Here is a 21,472-nt window from a genome sequence, read left to right on the forward strand (position 1 = left end):
AAAGGAGGCAGTCTGTGCCTACTAGTAAACGAAAAGGATCAACCAGAAAAAAGAAGAATTTGGTGATCGTGGAATCGCCGGCAAAAGCTAAGACGATTGAAAAATATTTAGGTCGTAACTATCATGTAATTGCTTCAAAAGGCCATATCCGCGATTTGCCCAAATCCCAAATGGGGGTTGATTTTGAAAATAATTACCAACCAAAATACATTTCTATTCGCGGCAAGGGCGATACGATTAAAGAATTAAAGGCAGAAGCAAATAAAGCGAATAAAGTTTATTTGGCATCCGACCCCGACCGTGAGGGGGAAGCAATTGCTTGGCATGTTGCCCATGTGCTCAAGATGGACAACACTGAGAAAAACCGCGTAACCTTTAACGAAGTCACTAAAGATGCAGTAAAGGAAGCCTTTAAGCATCCCCGTACTATTGACATGGATACGGTAAATGCCCAGCAAGCTCGGCGGATTTTGGACCGTTTAGTAGGGTATTCCCTTTCGCCAATTTTATGGGCCAAGGTCAAAAAAGGCTTGTCGGCTGGACGGGTTCAGTCGGTTGCTCTGAAATTAGTAATTGACCGTGAACGCGAAATCAAAGAATTTAAGCCTGAAGAGTACTGGACGATCGATGCTGAATTTAAAAAAGACAAAGAACGGTTTGCTGCCAGTTTTTACGGTTATGATGGCAAGAAGCAGGCGCTTCCGAATAACGACGCCGTTCAAGCTGTTTTAAAACGGATTGATAAAAAAGGCAATTTTACGGTTGAAAACGTCGTTACCAAAGAACGTCGGCGTCAGCCACCTGCTCCGTTTACCACCTCAACCTTGCAGCAAGAGGCGAACAAACGTTTGGGCTACCGGACTCGGCGTACGATGAGTATTGCTCAACAGTTATATGAAGGCATCAGTTTAGGAAAATCGGGAACTGTCGGTTTAATTACTTATATGAGAACTGACTCTAAGCGAGTTTCACCAGTAGCACAGGCTGAAGCTTCGAAGTTCCTTCATGAAAAATATGGTGCTGAGTATGCAGCCAAGAGTCAACGTCATTTTAAAAACCAAGAAGATGCTCAAGATGCCCACGAAGCGATTCGTCCGACTAGCGTTTATCGTACTCCAGAATCGCTTAAGAGCGCCTTGACCACGGAGCAATATCGTCTTTATAAATTAATTTGGTCCCGCTTCTTAGCCAATGAAATGACAGCTGCCGTTTACGATACCTTGCGCTTTGACGTGACGCAAAACGGGGTTATTTTTAGAGCCTCCGGTTCCAAGATGAAATTCCCTGGTTTTACCAAGGTTTATGATAATGTGCAAGAAAAGAATAGCGAACTGCCGCAAATTACTGAAGGCGATCTGGTTAAACTGGCCAAGTCTGACAACAAGCAGCACTTTACCTTGCCACCAGCTCGTTATACTGAAGCAAGCTTGGTTAGAGCCTTGGAAGAAAATGGCGTTGGTCGGCCGTCAACCTATGCACCTACGATTGATACCATTCAAAGACGCTATTACGTAAAACTAGAGGGTCGAGCAATCATGCCGACCGAGTTGGGTGAAATAGTTGATGAATTAATCGAGAAGTTCTTCCCTGATATTGTTAATGTTGACTTTACCGCTCAATTAGAAAGTGATCTGGATCAAGTTGAAGCCGGTAAAAAAGATTGGGTTAAGGTTGTTGATGACTACTACAAGCCATTTAAGGCCGAATTGGATAAAGCAGATGAGCAAATTGAGAAGGTTCAGATCAAGGATGAACCGGCTGGTTTCAATTGCGACATTTGTGGCGCACCAATGGTGATTAAAATGGGTCGATATGGCAAGTTTTATGCTTGTTCGAGATTCCCAGATTGTCGAAATACCAAACCAATTGTCAAGAAGATCGGGGTAACTTGTCCTAAGTGCGGCAAAGGCGAAATTATTGAAAAGAAGTCACGAAAGAATCGCAAGTTTTATGGCTGTTCACGCTATCCAGAATGTGACTTCGTTTCTTGGGATCAGCCAATCAGCCGAAATTGTCCTAACGATGGTCACTTCTTAATTCAAAAGAAGACCAAAAAGGGATTAGTAGTTCTGTGTCCAGAAGGTGACTACAAGGAAGAGCCTCAGGAAGAAAGCGCTACAAATTAATCCTAAAATTTTGCATAATATCATCAAATCGCGTATGATTTGATGATATTATTTTATATATTCAATTTTATTGCTATCAAACAAATAAAGGACTGATATTATGGCACAGAAGGTAACAGTAATTGGAGGCGGGCTCGCAGGAAGTGAAGCAGCGTGGCAAATAGCCAAGCGGGGAATTGCCGTGGATCTGTATGAAATGCGACCACAAAAAATGACCCCTGCCCATGAAACGGGCAATTTGGCCGAATTAGTTTGTACAAATTCAATGCGAAGCGATCAATTGTCGAACGCCGTTGGTCTTTTGAAAGAAGAAATGCGACGCCTTGATTCTTTAATCCTAGCTGCCGCTGATGCAACAAGAGTACCAGCAGGTGGAGCATTGGCAGTTGACCGTGAATCTTTTTCTTATTTTGTGTCTGCTAAAATCAAAGCCCTTCCCAACGTGACCGTTCACGGTGAAGAAATCCAAGCGCTGCCAACGGAGGGAATTACCGTGGTAGCAACCGGTCCCCTAACTTCAGATAGTCTGGCAACGACCATTAGTGAATTTTCAGGTACTGATAATTTGCATTTTTATGATGCGGCAGCGCCTATCGTGGTAGCTGATTCGATCAATATGGAGATCGTTTATAAGAAATCACGTTATGATCGCGGCGAAGCAGCTTATCTGAACTGCCCAATGAATAAAGAGCAATATTTTGCCTTTTTACAGGCTTTGACAGAGGCAGAAACGGCTGAAGCTCATGGCTTTGAAAATAGTGACGTGTTTGAGGGATGCATGCCGATAGAAGTAATGGCTCAGCGTGGCCCTAAAACAATGCTCTTTGGTCCGCTTAAACCGGTGGGATTGGAGGATCCTCATACTGGTGAGACCCCATATGCCGTCGTCCAGTTGCGTCAAGATAATGCAGCTGCCAGCATGTACAATATCGTAGGTTTCCAAACGCACTTAAAGTATGGTGAACAAAAGCGGGTCTTTTCAATGATTCCTGGTTTAGAAAATGCTAAATTTGCTCGTTATGGCAAAATGCATCGCAATACCTATATTGCTTCGCCTGAAGTATTGCAGGCAACTTACGAAACCAAAAAACAGCCAGGATTATTTTTCGCTGGCCAAATGACTGGCGTTGAAGGCTATGTTGAGTCAGCTGGTTCAGGTCTAGTAGCCGGAATTAATGCTGCAAGATGTGCAAGTGGGTTAGAGCCGGTAGCCTTCCCAGTAGAAACTGCTTTGGGCTCAATGGCTAACTATGTAACCACTACCGATGCCAAAAACTTTCAACCAATGAATGCCAGCTTTTTGCTAATTCCGCCTCTATCAGGTAAAAAAATTCGCAATAAGCGCGAGCGGCATGAAAAGATTAGTGAACGAGGGCTAGAAAGTTTAGAAAACTTTAAGAACGAAGTTTTAGCCAAAACTGCCCTCGACAAGTAGTAAAATACAGACAATGACGCAAATAAATATTTTAATTTAAGTTCATAAGATAGTGTTATAAGGAGGAACAAGATGACAACAATTTGTTCAGTTAGAGCGAAAGGTCATATTGCCATTGCTGGTGACGGTCAAGTGACTTTGGGAGAAAAAGTAATTGCCAAAGCAACTACTAAAAAAATTCGTCGAATCTATCATGACCGCGTAGTCATCGGTTTTGCCGGTGGAGTAGCCGATGCCGTAAGCTTACAAGAAATGCTGGAAGGCAAATTGGAAGCTTATAGCGGTGATCTTCGCCGCGCTGCCGTCGAGATGGCACAAGCTTGGCGCAAAGATCCGACCTTGCAAAAACTTAATGCAATGGTAATTGCCTTTAATGATCAAGATCTGTTGCTGATTTCCGGAAACGGCGAGGTGCTTGAACCAGACGAAGATGTTGTAGCAATCGGGTCTGGCGGCAACTATGCCCAAGCAGCAGCAATTGCAATGGTACGTCATGCAGATAGCATGTCAGCGGCTGAAATCGCCAAGGAAAGCGTAAAAATCGCCTCAGGAATTGATGTCTTTACGGATGACGTAATTACCACAGACGAAATATAGGAGGTCGTAAAATGGCAACAAAGACGCCAAAACAGATAGTACAAGAATTAAATGAGTATATCATCGGACAAGATGAAGCGAAAAAAGCAGTCGCAATTGCCCTCTATAATCGCTATCGGCGGATGCAAATGCCTAAAGCGATGCAACGCGATGTTACTCCTAAAAATTTACTGATGGCTGGACCAACTGGGGTCGGAAAAACTGAAATTGCTCGGCGCTTAGCTGACATTGTATCGGCACCTTTTGTCAAAGTTGAAGCAACTAAGTTTACTGAAGTTGGTTATGTTGGTCGGGATGTTGAATCGATGATTCGCGATTTGGTTAGAGTAGCCGTTCAAATGGAAGAAAAAGATCAACATGAACGCGTTCGTCCGCAAGCTGAGAAAACTGCTAATAAACAACTTGTTAAGCTTTTAGTGCCTGGAATTAAGCGTGATCGCCGTGAAAACCAGATGCAAGAAATGATGCAGCTATTATCAGGTCAGTTTAACCAAGATCAAAATCAAGCCGATGATGAAGAAGTGACAGATGAAATTCGCAACCAACGCTTAACTGTTGCTGAACAGCTTGATAAAGGCTTGCTGGAAGACCGAGAAGTGACTATTGAAGTTGAAGACAGCGGCAGAAGCAACCCGATGGGTGACATGATGGGCCAGATGGGAATCGATATGTCTTCGATGCTGAGTGACATGCTGCCTAAGCGGAAAGTAAAGAGAACGATGAAAGTTCGGGATGCGCGTGAGGTTCTGATCCAACAAGCAGCTAGCAAGTTGGTTGACAATGATCAGATTAATCAACGAGCTATCGAACGGACCGAAAATAACGGCATTATTTTCATTGATGAGATCGATAAGATTACGGCAGGGAATAAAAAGACCAGTGGTGAAGTTTCACGCGAAGGCGTTCAGCGCGATATCTTGCCAATTGTAGAAGGTTCGACGGTTCAGACCAAGTATGGTCCTGTTTCTACTGATCATATACTATTTATTGCGGCTGGGGCTTTTGCTGAAAGCAAGCCAAGCGACTTGATTCCTGAATTACAGGGTCGTTTCCCAATTAGAGTTGAATTGAATGCCTTAACTAAAGAAGACTTTGTGCGGATTTTGAAAGACCCTACCAACTCGCTGCTTAAGCAATATATTGCCTTGCTAAAAGCCGACGGCGTAAAGTTAATCTTTACACAAGAGGCAATTGATAAAATTGCACAGATTGCTTTTGATGTTAACCAAGGGACTGATAATATTGGTGCTCGTAGATTGGCGACAATCCTTGAAAAACTGCTAGAAGACGTCCTCTACGAAGGACCTGATATGAATATCGGCGAGATCACCATTACCCAGGCATATGTGGAAGAAAAACTTAGTGATATAATTACCAATAAGGACTTAACTAAGTTTATTCTTTAATAGAGTAAGGTATGGTGTTTTATGGATTATACGATTTCAAACAACATGTTGCAGGTGGTAATTTCTAGCCATGGAGCAGAAATTCAAAGCGTAAAAGACATGCATAGCGGAGAAGAATTTATGTGGCAGGCTGACCCTGAAATTTGGGGACGCCATGCACCAGTGCTCTTTCCTATCGTTGGTCGCTTGAAAAACGATGAATATACCTATGGTGGTAAAACTTATCACCTGGGCCAACACGGTTTTGCTAGAAATCAAGAATTTGAAGTCGAACATGTAAGCGATGAGAGTATCACGTTTTTGCTGAAAGAAACCGCAGAAACGCTGGCCATGTATCCGTTTAAATTTGAACTTAGAGTGAACTATAATTTGCTCAATAACCTGCTGGAAGAAAACTTTACGGTTACCAACACTGATACTAAGGAATTGATCTTTGGCATTGGTGGTCACCCTGGCTTCAACATTCCGACAGATGAAAAAAGCAAGAAAGAAGACTTTTACTTTAGCTGCCAACCTTCAGTAGCTCGAATTCAAATTCCGCTGCGAGGATCATATCTTGATTGGAATAATCGCTCTTTAGCTTCAACAGATAGTTTGATTGCTTTAAGCGATAATCTCTTCCAAAATGATGCCTTAATCTTTCAGTTAAAGGGTCATGACAACAAGATTTCCTTAAGGACCGACGATAGCCATTTCCACATCAATGTTTGGACTAGAAACGCTCCATTTGTGGGAGTTTGGTCACAGTATCCTAAAACCGCAGATTATGTCTGCATTGAACCATGGTGGGGGATTGCTGACCGGAATGATGCAAGTGGCAAGTTGGAAGAAAAATATGGCATGAATCATTTGCCGGTAGGCGACAGTTTCAATGCTGGCTTCAGCATGGCCTTCCACGCAAAGGAAATTTAAGCAAAATAAAAGACCTGCTGGTAAGCAGATCTTTTTTTGTCGATTATAAAGCTAATTTATTCTAGTGTTTCTTTTTACTCAGCCAATAAACGATTCCAAAGGGTACCATGTTTTCTCGGTGCTCCATAATTCGCTTGATATTTGAGCGGTGAGCCCAATAAATCAAGATTACCAAGACTGCAAACATCAGACTGAGATAAATATCGTGGAAAAACAAAGATGCGATAAAAATTAGTACCACGGAGATCAGACTAGTCATGGAAACCATACTGGTGATAAAAAGCGTTGGTACAAAAATGCAGAAGCAAACGATAAAGAATGACAAATTATAGCCAAGAATAAATCCTGCGGTTGTTGCAACTGCTTTTCCACCCTTGAAGCGTAAGAAGAGCGAGAAAGAGTGACCGAGGATCGCTGCTAAACCGCAAAGCAAATTAACGTAGTGAGGCATCCCACCTAACCAACTAGGTAAAACAGTGGCAAGGGTCCCTTTAAAAAAGTCAATCAAGAAAACAACAGTACCGGCTTTAGGACCCAAAACCCGAAAGGTGTTGGTCGTACCAATGTTGCCTGAACCGTATTGTCTAATGTCTTTATGGAAAAATGCTTCGCCAATTACGACACCGGTCGGAAAAGATCCGATCAAATATGCTAGAATAAGTGACAGCGCAAATTTAACTGCAAACATATTAACCTCTCCCTTAAAAGCTAAAAAGCTATTTCAATTTTAGCAAAAAACAGCTTTTAAGCATATATATTTGGTTAATTGATTGAACAAGTTGGGGGAATTTTAGTGGCAAAAAATACTTACGATGATTCTTCAATTCAAATCCTGCACGGACTGGAAGCAGTTCGCAAACGGCCAGGGATGTACATTGGATCGACAGATATTCATGGACTAAATCAATTGGTTTATGAAATCGTAGATAATTCGGTCGATGAAGCAATGGCTGGTTATGGTAAGGAAATTAACGTTACCATCCACCCTGATAATAGCGTGACGGTGCAAGACTTTGGTCGCGGAATGCCGACTGGGATGCATGCATCGGGCAAGTCGACGATTGAAGTCATTTTGACCGTCTTGCATGCGGGAGGCAAATTTACCGAGCAAAACTATAAGACTTCTGGTGGGCTGCACGGCGTTGGCTCTTCGGTAGTTAATGCCTTATCAAGTTACATGAAGGTGCATGTTGTTCGCGATGGGCATGCATATGAAGAAGTATTTGAAAATGGCGGTCACCCGGTGGGAACTTTAAAGAGCTTAGGAGTTACCAACGAAAAAACTGGGACTACCATTACTTTTAAGCCTGACGCAACCGTCTTTTCGACGATTAAGTATAAATATGACACGATTAGAGAAAGAATCTTAGAATCTGCCTTCTTGCTTAAAGGGGTTACTTTCAATTTAACCGATGAACGCGAACCGCAACGACACGAAACCTTTAAATACGATGATGGTATTAAATCCTTTGTGTCGTATTTAAACGAAGGCAAAGACACCTTAAGCGATGTTTTTTATTTCGAAGGCCAGCAAGATGGCATGGAAATAGAGTTCTCGGGTCAGTATAATGGCGGCTATGCTGAAAATTTAGTATCCTTTGTCAACAATGTTCGTACCCCTGGTGGCGGTACGCACGAAATCGGTGCCCGGAGCGGTTTTACCAAGGCCTTTAACGATTACGCTAAAAAACAAGGCCTGTTAACCAAAAAGGATAAAAATATTGATGGGTCTGACTACCGTGAAGGTTTGAGTGCGGTTCTTTCGGTTAAAATTCCTGAAGAGCTGCTTGAGTTTGAAGGCCAGACTAAGGGCAAGCTGGGAACGCCGCAAGCTCGCTCTGCCGTTGAGGCTTTGGTTTACGAAAAAATGAGCTACTATCTCATGGAAAATGGGGAATTAGCACAAAACTTAGTTAAGAAGGCTCAACGGGCACGGGATGCGCGTGAAGCAGCCAGAAAGGCTAGAGATGAGAGTCGCAATGGCAAGAAACGCCGAAAGAAAGAAATTCTTTCTGGCAAGCTTACACCTGCCCAATCTCGCAATCCGCAAAAAAATGAACTTTTCTTAGTCGAAGGTGATTCAGCCGGAGGCAGCGCCAAGCAGGGACGGGATCGCCGTTTCCAAGCGATTCTGCCTTTAAGAGGTAAAGTCTTAAATACGGAAAAAGCTAAACTGGCAGATATTTTTAAAAATGAAGAAATCAACACGATGATTCACACCATTGGTGCCGGGGTGGGGACCGAATTTCAAATTGAGGAATCCAATTACGACAAAGTAATTATTATGACTGACGCCGATGATGACGGTGCCCACATTCAAATTTTGCTCTTGACTTTCTTTTATCGGTATATGCGACCGATGATTGAGGCAGGCAAAGTTTATATTGCCTTGCCGCCTTTGTATCGCTTGCAAAAAGGCAGCGGCAAAAAAGCTGAAATTAAGTATGCCTGGACCGATGAAGAGCTGGCTGAGGACGAAAAGCAAATGGGTAAACGCTACTCCTTGCAGCGCTTTAAAGGTTTGGGAGAAATGAATGCCGATCAATTATGGCAAACTACCATGAATCCTGAAAGTCGCATGTTGATCCGGGTTAGAATCGATGATGCCGCGGTTGCTGATCGCCGAGTAACCACTCTAATGGGTGATAAAGTTGCTGCACGACGCAAATGGATTGAAGAAAATGTAAAATTCCGAATGGGCGAAGAAGGCTCCATCTTGGAAAGTGACGAAAATTAGTAAGGTAGGTAAATATGGCGATTGATGAACGAATTCGGGAAATGCCGCTCGAACAAGTAATGGGCGAACGGTTTGGCCGCTATTCGAAATACATTATTCAAGAACGTGCTTTGCCTGATATTCGAGATGGGTTAAAGCCAGTTCAAAGAAGAATTCTGTATGCAATGTATCAGGATGGAAATACCTACGATAAGCCATTTAAAAAGGCTGCTAAGGCAGTTGGTAACATTATGGGTAACTTCCACCCTCATGGTGATAGTTCAATCTACGGGGCCTTAGTGCGCCTTTCCCAAGATTGGCATATGCGCGAACCGCTGATTGAAATGCACGGCAATAATGGGTCGATGGATGGTGATGGCCCTGCGGCAATGCGTTATACTGAGTCGCGCTTAAGTAAAATTTCCAATATGCTTTTGGCTGATATCGATAAAGATACGGTTAAAATGGTCTTGAACTTTGACGATACCGAGTACGAACCGACTGTTTTACCAGCGAGATTTCCTAATTTGCTGGTAAATGGTTCAACTGGGATCTCAGCTGGTTATGCAACGGAAATTCCCGCCCATAATTTAGCTGAAGTGATTGATGCCACGACTTATCTGCTTAAACATCCCGATGCTGAATTGGCAGATTTAATGCAATTTATCAAGGGCCCTGATTTTCCAACGGGCGGAATTGTGTTAGGCCAAAAGGGCTTAAAAGAAGCTTATCAAACTGGTCGTGGACGTATTCAAGTCAGAGCTAAAACCAGTATTGAAGAAATTCGCGGTCATCGCCAGGAAATCGTGGTGACGGAGATCCCATTTGATGTCAACAAGGCGATGCTAGTCAAGAAAATTGATGAAATTCGTGTCAATCGGGAAATCGATGGAATTGCTGAGGTTAGGGATGAAACTGATCGGCATGGTTTATCAGTAGTGATTGAACTGAAAAAAGATGCTGATGCGGAAAACATTCTCAATTATCTGTTAAAGAATACTGACTTGCAGGTATCGTATAACTTCAACATGGTTGCGATTGACCATATGACTCCAGTTCAGGTTGGCTTAAAACGGATTTTAGCAGCCTACTTAGAACACGAAAAAGAAGTAGTCATAAATCGAACCAAATACAACTTGCACAAGGCTGAGGCCCGCTTAGAAATAGTCCAAGGATTGATCCGTGTCATGGATATCCTGGATGAAGTTATTAAAACCATCCGTGCTTCTAAGAATAAAGCCGATGCTCAAAGCAATTTGGTTAAGGAATTTGATTTTACTAAGCGTCAAGCTGAAGCGATCGTTTCATTACAACTTTATCGTTTAACTAATACTGATGTTAACCAACTGATTGCTGAAGAAGCAGATTTGAATAAGAAGATTGCCAGCTACCGAGAATTGCTTGGTGATGAAAAAGTCTTGCAAAAGGTAATCATCAAAGAATTGACCGCAGTGAAGAAGGAATTTGGAACTCCTCGCCGAACGGAAATTTCTGATGAATCTGCCAAAATTGAAATTAATGAAAAGGCACTAGTAGTAGATGAACAAGTAAGAGTGCTTATTTCACGAGACGGTTATTTAAAACGGTCATCATTGCGGTCATTCCAATCGACCGATGATAGTGAAAATGGTTTGCCAACAGGAGACAAAGTCGTTTTTGAAAAAACAATGTCGACTCTAGCCAACCTCTACCTGTTTACCAGCAAAGGGAATGTAATTTACCGTCCAGTTAATGAATTGGTTGACACCAAATGGAAAGAAACCGGCCAACACCTGTCACAAGAATTAGGTTTAGACAGCGATGAAGAGATTATCCGCGTGTTTGATCTGCCTGATTTAAACTTGCAGCAGAACTTTTTACTGGCAACCAATGACGGTTATATTAAACAAGTTAAATTAGCTAACCTGCAGCCTACTAGAACCTACCGTTCACGGGCGATGACGGCAATTAAATTAAAGACCCCAGAATCCCGTGTGGTAAGGGTCGATATGGTGCCTGCAGACAATAAGTTGGAAATTACCTTATTTACTAATATGGCGTATGCTGTGCGGTATGACATTAGTGAAATTCCAGAGGCAGGAGCAAAGGCTGCCGGAGTAAAATCGGTAAACTTAAAGCCGGATGACTTTGTGGTGAGCTATGTATTATTGGATCCAAAATATCTTGATGGTTATCGGGTAGGTTTATTAACCCAACGCGGAGCCTTTAAACAGTTTAAACTCAGCTTGGTTAATAAAGTTTCTCGGGCTAAGCGTGGGGTATTGGTTTTGCGTGAGCTTAAGACTAAGCCTCATCGGATTGCCGTTCTGGCCGGTTATGGTCAAAACCATGTCTTGCTAGTTACAACCAGCAGCGACCGGCACCTAGAAATTAATACTAATGAACATCCATTAGGTGATCGTTATTCTAACGGATCGTTTATTATGGAACCAGAACTTGATGGCATACCAAAAATCATCGAATTGGGCAAACCATTGAGTGATGGCACAGTAGATACATCCAGCCTGTTTTAAAATTAATGGGTGATTGTAGCATAAGTTTTTGAGCATTATCTTTGACACCTCTTTCTTATGAATAGATAATAGCCTTAGAAAGGGTTATATGTATTTGGAGAAAGAGGCGTTTATCATGCCTAAGACAGATGCACTCATGTCAGCCAAGGCATTGCGGTATTTTCTGCAATTGACTGATACGATGAATTACACGCAAGCTGCCCAAATCCTAGGAATAACCCAGCCTGCTCTGACGCAACAAATAAAAAAACTTGAGAAGGCAATCGGAGCTCCTTTATTTGGCCAAGTCGGCAAAAAATTGTATTTGACAGAAGCTGGCAAGGCGATGCAGATTGCGGCCGTAAAGTTACTGGACACGATTACCGCAGTCGTTAATAACGTTCAAGAGTTTACCCAGCCTGATAATGGTGCTGTAAATATTGGAGTGATGGACGGAATTGAGCCATTTATGTTGTATGACTTTATGGAACAATTCTCAGAAAAGTATCCTAATATTACCATCAAAATTACTTACGTTGATCGCAACACTATTTTGCAGGCAGTGGATCAAAACTCAATTGATCTGGCAATCATGTACTTGCCTGAAGATAAAAAGCATCATTTACCTTTGCTGCCACATCAATACAAGTATGAGCCGATCTATACCGATCAGCTGATGGTTCTAACCCATATGCCGGATGTTAAGCCACTAGAAACTTACCCAATCTCCCAATTTCTTAACCAACGTTGGGTAACATTTCCAGATCACTATTATCTTAGTGGTGTGATGGACCATTTATTAGGGCGCAAACATCAGTTAACTACAAAGGTGCAATGGCCTGCTGTCAGCCAGCTTCTAGCTGCAGCAATGAAGGATAAGAGCGATACTTTTATTAGCGAGTCATCTTATTTGCTTCACCGGGATGAAATCAAGGGAATGGTTCCCGTCTATATTAAAAGAAGTCGGCCATTAGAAATGGCATGCGTTTATCGCAAAGGTAAAGCAGAAATTCCACGGATCGGAAATCTACTAAAAGAATGGCAGATTTTCTTGGATAACCAGGCTCTTTCTAGTAGACTAGAGGAGACAGAATCAATTTCAAATACAGAATAAGAGGTAGATTAATGGAAAAAGAATTCGTTTTTGGTCACCAAAACCCAGATACAGATGCAATTGGTACGGCTATTGCATATTCATATCTGCAAAATAAATTAGGCTACAACACGGAAGCTGTTGCTTTAGGCGAACCAAATGATGAAACTGCTTATGCATTAAAGAAATTTGGCTTTGATGCACCACAAGTTGTTTCAACTGTTGCTGACAAAGTTAAAGCAGTAATGCTTGTTGACCACAACGAACCACAACAAAGTTCGGCTGATATTGACCAGGTTAAAGTTACTCACGTAGTTGATCACCACCGGATTATGAATTTTAATACGGCTGATCCTTTGTACTACCGGGCAGAACCAAAAGGCTGTACCTCAACTATTGTTTGGAAGATGTTTAACGAAAACCACGTTGAAATTCCAGCTAACATTGCGGGTATCATGGCTTCAGCAATTATTTCTGACACCTTGCTGTTAAAGTCACCAACCACTACTCCAGAAGATAAGACGGCTCTGGAAGCTTTAGCTAAGATTGCTGGTATTGATTATCAAGAATACGGCTTAGCAATGCTTAAAGCAGGCACCAATATTGCCTCTAAGTCGGAAGAAGAATTAATTGATGTAGATGCTAAGAGCTTTGAATTAAATGGTCAACAAGTCCGCGTAGCCCAAATCAACGTGGTTGACCTTCCTGAAGCCATGGAACGGAAGGAAGCCTTCCTTAAGGCAATGGAAGCTTCATCTAAAGAAAACAATTACGACATGTTCATGTTGTTAATTACTAATATTTTAGATTCTGACTCAGAAGCTTTGGTTGTCGGCAGTGATGCAGATAAGGCCTTGTTTGAAAAAGCTTTTGATGCTAAGCTGACTGATTCATCTGTTAAGCTGCCTGGTGTGGTTTCACGTAAGAAGCAAGTAGTCCCACCATTGACAGAAGCATTCAATGCTTAAGTCAAGTTAAACGTTGTAGGTTTTAAAAAGTCAGATCTAAAGATCTGACTTTTTTTACCGGATTGATTTTAAAGATACGAGGAATATGATGACTTATCCGCAATTAGCTTTAGAAAATGTTAGTGGACCAGTTGCAGTTATCAAAACCAACCATGGTGATATCACAATTCAACTGTTTCCAGAATATGCGCCAAAAACAGTTGAAAATTTTGTCGGTTTAGCCAAAAAAGGTTACTACGACGGAGTTATTTTTCACCGAGTAATTAGCGACTTTATGATTCAAGGTGGCGACCCTGACGGTAACGGGACTGGCGGGACCAGTATTTGGGGCAAACCATTTGAAGACGAATTTAGTGGCCAGCTTTTTAATATTCGTGGTGCTTTGTCAATGGCCAACGCCGGCCCTAACACAAATGGCAGCCAGTTCTTTATTGTTCAGAATAAGAACATGCCTAAGCGGATTAGAAAGCAAATGGAAGCTATCTATCCTAAAGAAATTTTAGAGGCTTACAAGCAGGGAGGCACGCCTTGGCTTGACGGTCACCACACTGTTTTTGGACAGGTTACCCAAGGAATGGATGTTGTTGATGAAATTGCTAAAGTGAAGAAAGATGCGATGGACAAGCCTCTTGAAGATGTAGTAATTTCGACTATTGAAATTTCTGATTAAACGCAATAAAAGAGCTTCAGCTAGTTATGCTGAAGCTCTTTTTATGCTTTAATTGTTAGCTTTTTCGAGTTTTTCGATCTTACGTTCGCTGGTAATTAAGGTGTAGCAAGTATAAATTAGGACCCCGATGACAATCCATTGAATGGTGCCCATATTCATACTTTTAACCACGAATACGGCAATCAGCACTCCGATAATTCCAAAAACTGATGATAAAGCAATTTTGCGCGAATATCTACCAGCTCGGATGAACTGCATGGCACCAAGTGGCAAGGCGAGGGCACAGCCTCCCATCATAATAGGAAAGGCAGCAATCGGATTTAGTCCAAGCAAATAGACAGTTGCCATCGTTAATGAAAAACAGCCAATTCCAATATTATTTAAGGCACCGAAAACAAATAACGCAAAGCCAGCAAAAATTAATTTCCAGCCATGAAGTCCCATAGCTGTCCCATTTGCTTGAATAACATTGAATTTAGACAAAACTATCATTATTGTAGCCACAAGCAAGCCTGCTTCTACGAAGCGACGAATTACGGCTTCTTTCATTCTAATTACGATATGAGGCCCAATAACGGCTCCTAAAGCTTGACCGATCATACAGACAGCCAAGGTCAGAAAATCGATTTTAACGCTGGTAATGTAGGTTACAGCCATCGCAAAAATGGGAATGACATCTTGGGCGTTTAAAGTACCAGGCAATTTTTTTATTGAAACCCATTTAGCTCGGGTATAGATCGCAGTTGATACGGCAAAATCGCTTATTCCAAAAGTGGAAAGAAAGTAAATGAACACTTGGACTACTGGGGTCCAAATAGTACTGGCAGGTTCTTGCAAAATTTCATCTTTATGAGCAATGAGATCTTTGATAAAGATAACCAAATAAATTAAATTGACAATGCCAAGTACAGAGAAGAGGGCTAGCAGCATAAAAAAATCCTTTCAGGTATGTTTTATTTTAGTTGATCTGCTTGATCGGTATTGGGGTCTTCATCACTAATTTTATGCAGAGCTTCTTTTTGAACGGTTTGATCCACGTGAGTATATAGATCTGTGGCACTGGTCCCTTTTTGTCCCAATTGCTGCGAAACCAATACCTGATCTTTGGTAATGTTGTAAAGCTCACTGGCCAAGGTATGCCGCAATTTGTGTGGGGTAAGCGGGTGACCAAAAGCCGTTGAATATTTCTTTACCAGCTTTTCAATTGAATTAGCGGTAATTCTCCTGGTCTGATTATGGTACAGCGTCAAGAAAAATGCCGTATCCTTTTTCAGTGCATGGTAGCGCTCAGCACGAATATCTGCATAGTTTTTGATGTATGGCAAAGTCCACGGAGCAATTGGAACGCTGTCGCGTTGACCACCTTTACGGGTGACATCCAACATATTTTGCTTCCAATTAATGTCTGCCAAATTAACATTGGCTGCTTCTGAAACTCTGACTCCCGTACCTAAAATTAAGGCAATAATGGCTAAATCCCGTTCTTTATTTAATTTAAACGCTGGCAAAGCACGCTTATCGCATACTTGCTCGTAACGATTTTCGATAAAATCTAAAAAATCAAATTTCATTTGGCCACGGTACATGTGGCTTGCCATTGCATGTGCGCGATAATTTAAGGTTTGCGTATTGTTTAAAGAATCAATCTTCAGCATAACGTTTCGCTCAAAATAAGGTTCGCCTTCATTATTATCGGCTGTAATGGTTAAAAATTTAAACAATGACCGTAAAGCGTTAATGGAACGATTGATTGAGGTAGGAGAATTTAATCGACCTTGAGCATTAGTACTATGACGCAAATGATCAATATAAAGAATAATATCGTCCCGTCTTAAATGTTCCAATTCAGAAGTTGTTACTTCTTGGTTGTTTTTGGCGGAACTGATTCCAGAGCTTCGTAGCCAACTAAAGAAACGACGAATTTCAGTTAAATATTGGTAAGTAGTCGTTACTGCATGATTGGTTCCTAGATAGTATTCATTAACGTAATCAGGCAGATTTTTTAGTTCTTGTTCAATTAACTTAAGATAGCGATCTGATTCCAAAATATTTCGTCCTTTCTGTAGTGTTTGTAATTTTACCATTATTTAAGCGATTTGTGGGCAGCATTGCTTAAAAAGCAAGATAACTAATAAACTTTACATAATTATTGATAAGGTAAATGCTGAGAACGCAATTCTAAGCGCGTTAAATGCAAAATAGCTTGATAATTAATCAAAGAAAGCGTGTCAGCAGAGCTAGTAGATTTATCAGGCATGTAATCATCAGAGCATGAAGAAAATGATGATTAATGAAGCCACTTGAGCAACAACTTAGAAGCTAATAGCAACTTGGCAGCATATTTAACAGTTCAGATGAATTAACATCATAATTGACAAAAATGTTTGATACAAAAGCTTTTAAACTGATAGTCGTCAAACGAAAAAATAAAAGCTGATAAATCCTGCAAGTTAAAGACAGTCCATGAGTTCGAAACAAAATGTTTAAATCAAAAACAATAAAAAGAGTTCATAAGCAGCAAAAACATGCTGAATGTAAAATTTAAAAGATTTACTGCAAATGGTATTATACCAGCTTTTGTAGTATTTGGTGTCATTAAAACTATAATTTTAATGACAGGTTGATCGAACGAGCCAACTTATCCTCTAGCTGTCAGTTTGAATAATTTTTCACGATTTATTGTGATTTGTTTATTTAAGTTTTTGCAACTGAAAGTTTTGAATGAATTATTTTGAATGAATCAAAAACTGCTAAGTCAGAAAACTGACATAGTTTTTGCCGAACCTTCAAACTGACAAACATACTTTATTATTATCCATAAGCAATAGGTATTGATAACCTAACTAAAATAAAGATGAATAATAAATACCCGCAAAACCTACTCAATACAGCCAGTATTAATAAGTATGCCTTATTTTATAAAGCCAAGCTATCTGATCTTATTATTGCTGCTACCAGCTTTCATTCCTGAATGGGCCAAAATTTGCGTCCCCTTTTAAATTTCAAAACAGGGAGTGATAGAGGAATCAAAAGTGAAAGCGAATACTTGACTAAAAAGTCTTCCTTCTGGCTGAAAACGTGTTAGAATAGTAACAATTTAACATCATTTTGTTTGAGTTGTACGGAAAGAGAGAAAAAATGCGGAACTTAATCGATATTCACCTCCATTTAGATGGCTCACTTCCATATAAAACCGTAAAAAAGCTGATGAAAGTTCATGAAATGCCAATTATTTCAGATAGAGAACTCCACCACCGTCTTTCGGTCTCCCCTAGCTGCCAAGATTTAGACGAGTATTTAGAAAAATTTGACTTTCCATTAAAGTTAATGCAGACACCGGCAGATCTTCATACTTGCGTTTTTGATTTGCTGCAGGAACTGCGTGAGCAAGGATTGGTGTATGCAGAAATACGTTTTGCGCCTCAGCTTCATACCCAAAAAGGCATGAGCCAACGAGATGCTGTGCAAGCTGCGGTTGCAGGATTAAATGACTTTGAAGTTTGGCAAAGCCAATTTGGTACTCCTGCCTCTGACCTGCATGCAAATCTGCTTCTATGCGCAATGCGATTTGCTGATAATGAACAGGAAAATTTAGAAACTGTTGACGTCGCAAAAGAATTTTACCAAAAAGGCGTAACCGGAATTGACTTGGCCGGTCCAGAATTGGGTCATCCGAATATCGATTACGCTCCAGTTTTTAACAAAGCTAAAAAGTATGGTATCCCCTACACTATTCATGCAGGAGAGGGCTTTGGCATTGAATCGATTAAACAAGCTTTGGCAATGGGTGCTAAGCGCATCGGTCATGGCATCCGCTGCGTTGAAGATCCAGAATTTGTCCACGAACTCGCTTTGCGCGGGATAACCTTAGAATGCTGTGCTACCTCGAATATCAATACTAAAATTTTTAGATCCTTGGATTATTATCCAATCCGCACCTTGCTTGATGAAAAAGTACGAGTAACGCTGAACAGCGATAATATGACGGTTTCAAACACCAATCTCCCCCACGAATATCACCAATTGGAGCAACGTCTTGGCTTAACAGCCCGCGAAGAAATCCAACTAAAACTAAACGCCATTAATGCCGCATTTGCTAAACCTGCAGAAAAGCAGCGTTTGCTGAATCTAGTTATGTCAATGGAGGTAACTAGTCCAATCTATGCTCGTGCGATTTATTAGCTATTTAAAAACTTTACAAAGAATAGCCATATAAAAACCAGCCTGTCAAAAGGCTGGTTTTTACTTGCTTAAGTCTAATTTCCGATAATCGACCATCCAAGCGATTGCTAACGACTTATTACCTAAGTGCGTCGCAATTACAGGTGAAAATTCTGAAATTTGTACATCTAGACCAGGGAAGTTCTCTTGAGCAAAAGCTCTAATTTGCTCGGCTTGATTTGGATCGTTGGAATGAAGCACTAGAATAGTCAGCTTATCTTTATAAACTAGTGAAGACGTTTCTTCCAGGGCTAGTTTTTCAATTCGCAAAACAGCTCGCTTCATTGAACGAATTTTTTCAAAAGCAATGATTTTGCCGCTTTCATCGAATTTAAGCAACGGCTTGATATGCAGCATCGTTCCAATAAATGCTCCGGCATTGCTAAGTCGTCCCCCGCGACTTAAATTGTTTAAGTCATCAACGACAAAAAGTTCCTTGATGGTATCGCGAATACTATCAAGATGCTTGATAATGGCTTCTAGGCTGAGATCATTTCTAATCATTTCGGCAGCTGCCAAAACAAGATTTCCTTGTAATTTAACAGTTATTTCCGAATCATATGGATGCAAATTATACTCAGGATGTTCCGCAGCAATGGTCATTAGTGACTGATAAAAGCCCGAAATACCACTTGAAAGCGTAATTGCAATAATTCCTTCATAACCTTCATCGTGCAGCTGGGCGAACAATTCCATGCATTCACCAATGCTAGGTTGAGAAGTTTTCGGGAAATCGGCCCCTGCGTCTTCTAACTCGAACAATTTTTTGGCGGTAATATTGATTCCGTCTAAATATTGATCATTCCCAATCATAATCGGAATTGGGACGACATGAATATCATTTTCTTTAACTTCGGCAGCAGTAAGCCCACTGGTACTGTCTGTCACTAAAGCGATTTTCATTGATTGATCCTTCCTGTATTTGGCTATATGGATAAATTGTAGCATATTTATATATTGGTTAATAGCTATATTACCAAATTATTAATAGTTGACCAATTTTTCAAAAGGAACTTTGTGAAATTTCACAAAGTTGCGCCGGTCCTTTTTATTAAGATTGAAAATTGTAATAAATTAGCCTTGCAGCCTAATAGTTGTTAAAATAGTATTTATGACTTATTGAGGTGAAATTTATGGCATTTGATGGATTATTTATTCATAGCTTATTACAAGAACTCTCCCCTACTCTGCTAGAGGGAAGACTATCAAAGATCTACCAACCTTTTGAACAAGATTTGGTTTTGGTTTTTAGAAAAAATCGCAAGAATCGCCAGCTGCTGATTTCAGCTAATTCCCAATATCCCAGAATTTACTTAAGTGAACAATCAATTAGCAACCCCGATAAAGCCCCAATTTTTGTGATGGTTTTACGTAAGTATCTTGAAGGATCCATCTTGCAGAAAATTGAGCAAGTTGGGGTGGATCGGATCATCAACTTCTATTTCAGCAATCGCAATGAACTGGGTGATCAGGTTCAATTAGTTTTATCGGTTGAATTGATGGGACGTCACAGCAATGTGATTTTGTATAACCAGGAAGATGGCAAAATTATCGATCTTCTGAAACGAATCAATCCAGATGAAAACCGCGCTCGCTTATTATTGCCTAAGGCTAAATATGAATTGCCGCCATTGATTTCTGGAATTAACGGTTTGGAAGTGAGCGAAGAAGAATTTACCAAGTTGGCTGAACAATTTCCCGACCCTGCTTCATTCGTAAAAGAATTTGGGGGGCTTGATCGGGATGACCGCCAGGAATTTTTAGGGTACTTGGAAGACGAATTTTCTTATAACAGTTTTGCGACCTTTTTTGAACAGTTTAATAAGCCACGTGCTTTTGTCTTATTGACCAAAGACCATAAGCGCAAGATTTTTCCTTATCTGCCCTATCATTTGGATTTACAGCGGGAAAGCAGTGACCCTAGTCTGAGCCATGGTCTAGATGAATTCTACCAATATCGGGCAACCCGCGATTGGGTAAAACAAAAAGCCGCTAAAGTCGAGCGAGTTGTTAAGAATGAGCAGAAAAAGTTATCAAAGAAGTTGCTAAAACTGCAAAAACAGCTCGATCAGGCGGAAAACTCAGAAGAGTATCGCATTAAAGGAGAGCTGCTCAATGTAAATTTAGGCCAAATAAAACCGGGGATGACGCAGGTAGAATTACCTAATTACTATGAAAACAACAAACTATTAAAAATTAAACTTGACGCAGCACTCTCACCTGCTCGGAATGCCCAAAAATATTTCACCAAATACAAAAAATTACGTGATTCAATCAAGCATGTAAATGAGCAGATCAAATTAACTCAAGAAAATTTGGCATATTTTGATTCAGTCAAGACAGCGATCGATAATGCTGATCCAGAAGACATTGATCAAATTAACGATGAGTTAGTCAATCAAGGATATCTTCGGCAACAAACCAAAAATCGCCGGAAGCGCAAGGTGAACGAACATGACTTGAATGAATTCGAATTAAGTTCTGGGGTCAAGGTCTGGGTTGGTAAAAACAACTATCAAAATGACTGGTTAACCTTCCGTAAAGCCAACAAAAACGATTATTGGTTCCATGTTAAAAATATTCCTGGCTCCCACGTTATTCTGCGCACGGATCAGCCAAGTGACGAGGATATTCGGGAAACCGCAGAAATTGCCGCCTATTTTTCAAAGGGACGTGCTTCAAGTCATGTGCAGGTGGATTATGTGCAAGCCAAGCGAGTTAAAAAACCAAATGGGGCTAAACCAGGATTTGTAATTTATACAGGACAAAATTCGCTTGAAGTTACACCAGACGAGGATCGAGTTTTAAGTAAAAGAATAAACAAATAGTTGGAGGA

16 protein-coding genes are annotated in these 21,472 nt (G+C 40.8%); 12 read left to right on the top strand and 4 right to left on the bottom strand.

Features of this window, described 5'->3' with window-relative positions; all coding sequences use genetic code 11:
* Window positions 1-14 precede the first annotated feature (14 nt).
* The 5 genes from topA to KI210_RS04415 all read left to right on the top strand — a co-directional run bounded on the left by topA (window position 15) and on the right by KI210_RS04415 (window position 6,476).
* Window positions 15-2,126: a type I DNA topoisomerase gene (gene topA / locus KI210_RS04395; protein ID WP_212780686.1), complete on the top strand. Its 2,112-nt coding sequence runs from the start codon at window positions 15-17 to the stop codon at window positions 2,124-2,126.
* A 100-nt stretch (window positions 2,127-2,226) separates the two neighbouring features.
* Complete coding sequence (gene trmFO / locus KI210_RS04400) at window positions 2,227-3,561, top strand: methylenetetrahydrofolate--tRNA-(uracil(54)-C(5))-methyltransferase (FADH(2)-oxidizing) TrmFO (protein WP_212780687.1); 1,335 nt, start codon at window positions 2,227-2,229, stop codon at window positions 3,559-3,561.
* 72 nt (window positions 3,562-3,633) lie between these two features.
* A complete protein-coding gene (hslV, locus tag KI210_RS04405) occupies window positions 3,634-4,158 on the top strand; it encodes an ATP-dependent protease subunit HslV (protein ID WP_212780688.1) in 525 nt (174 codons plus the stop codon).
* Between the two features lie 11 nt (window positions 4,159-4,169).
* A complete protein-coding gene (gene hslU / locus KI210_RS04410) occupies window positions 4,170-5,564 on the top strand; it encodes an ATP-dependent protease ATPase subunit HslU (protein ID WP_212780689.1) in 1,395 nt (464 codons plus the stop codon).
* 21 nt (window positions 5,565-5,585) lie between these two features.
* Entirely contained in the window at window positions 5,586-6,476 is an 891-nt protein-coding gene (locus KI210_RS04415) for an aldose 1-epimerase family protein (protein ID WP_212780690.1), read from the top strand.
* A 61-nt stretch (window positions 6,477-6,537) separates the two neighbouring features.
* Here the strand turns inward: KI210_RS04415 and plsY are convergent, their stop codons facing one another.
* The gene (gene plsY, locus KI210_RS04420; protein ID WP_212780691.1) at window positions 6,538-7,164 is read right to left on the bottom strand and encodes a glycerol-3-phosphate 1-O-acyltransferase PlsY; all 627 of its coding nucleotides are present in this window, start codon (window positions 7,162-7,164) and stop codon (window positions 6,538-6,540) included.
* A 105-nt stretch (window positions 7,165-7,269) separates the two neighbouring features.
* On the opposite strand from plsY, the gene parE reads away from it, so the two are divergent.
* The 5 genes from parE to KI210_RS04445 all read left to right on the top strand — a co-directional run bounded on the left by parE (window position 7,270) and on the right by KI210_RS04445 (window position 14,415).
* Entirely contained in the window at window positions 7,270-9,213 is a 1,944-nt protein-coding gene (gene parE / locus KI210_RS04425; RefSeq protein ID WP_371870182.1) for a DNA topoisomerase IV subunit B, read from the top strand.
* A 14-nt stretch (window positions 9,214-9,227) separates the two neighbouring features.
* A complete protein-coding gene (parC, locus tag KI210_RS04430; protein WP_212780692.1) occupies window positions 9,228-11,705 on the top strand; it encodes a DNA topoisomerase IV subunit A in 2,478 nt (825 codons plus the stop codon).
* A gap of 115 nt (window positions 11,706-11,820) precedes the next feature.
* On the top strand, window positions 11,821-12,798 hold the full coding sequence (locus KI210_RS04435; protein WP_212780693.1) for a LysR family transcriptional regulator: 978 nt from the start codon (window positions 11,821-11,823) through the stop codon (window positions 12,796-12,798).
* Window positions 12,799-12,809: 11 nt separating this feature from the next.
* A complete protein-coding gene (locus KI210_RS04440) occupies window positions 12,810-13,745 on the top strand; it encodes a manganese-dependent inorganic pyrophosphatase (protein WP_212780694.1) in 936 nt (311 codons plus the stop codon).
* A gap of 88 nt (window positions 13,746-13,833) precedes the next feature.
* Entirely contained in the window at window positions 13,834-14,415 is a 582-nt protein-coding gene (locus KI210_RS04445; RefSeq protein WP_212780695.1) for a peptidylprolyl isomerase, read from the top strand.
* 48 nt (window positions 14,416-14,463) lie between these two features.
* Here KI210_RS04445 and KI210_RS04450 read toward each other — a convergent pair whose 3' ends face one another.
* Both KI210_RS04450 and xerS read right to left on the bottom strand, forming a co-directional pair.
* Entirely contained in the window at window positions 14,464-15,345 is an 882-nt protein-coding gene (locus tag KI210_RS04450) for a sulfite exporter TauE/SafE family protein (protein WP_212780696.1), read from the bottom strand.
* Between the two features lie 23 nt (window positions 15,346-15,368).
* Window positions 15,369-16,460 (bottom strand): tyrosine recombinase XerS, encoded by a 1,092-nt coding sequence (gene xerS, locus KI210_RS04455; protein WP_212780697.1) that lies wholly within the window; start codon window positions 16,458-16,460, stop codon window positions 15,369-15,371.
* 1,093 nt (window positions 16,461-17,553) lie between these two features.
* Here xerS and add point away from each other — a divergent pair.
* A complete protein-coding gene (gene add, locus KI210_RS04460; RefSeq protein ID WP_212780698.1) occupies window positions 17,554-18,597 on the top strand; it encodes an adenosine deaminase in 1,044 nt (347 codons plus the stop codon).
* Between the two features lie 60 nt (window positions 18,598-18,657).
* On the opposite strand, the gene KI210_RS04465 is transcribed toward add, so the two are convergent.
* Window positions 18,658-19,539, bottom strand: a complete 882-nt coding sequence (locus KI210_RS04465; RefSeq protein ID WP_212780699.1) for a DegV family protein — start codon at window positions 19,537-19,539, stop codon at window positions 18,658-18,660.
* Window positions 19,540-19,769: 230 nt separating this feature from the next.
* On the opposite strand from KI210_RS04465, the gene KI210_RS04470 reads away from it, so the two are divergent.
* A complete protein-coding gene (locus KI210_RS04470; protein WP_212780700.1) occupies window positions 19,770-21,464 on the top strand; it encodes an Rqc2 family fibronectin-binding protein in 1,695 nt (564 codons plus the stop codon).
* The last annotated feature ends 8 nt before the right edge of the window (window positions 21,465-21,472 follow it).

This window comes from Lactobacillus corticis, from assembly GCF_018327645.1.
Classification (GTDB): domain Bacteria; phylum Bacillota; class Bacilli; order Lactobacillales; family Lactobacillaceae; genus Lactobacillus; species Lactobacillus corticis.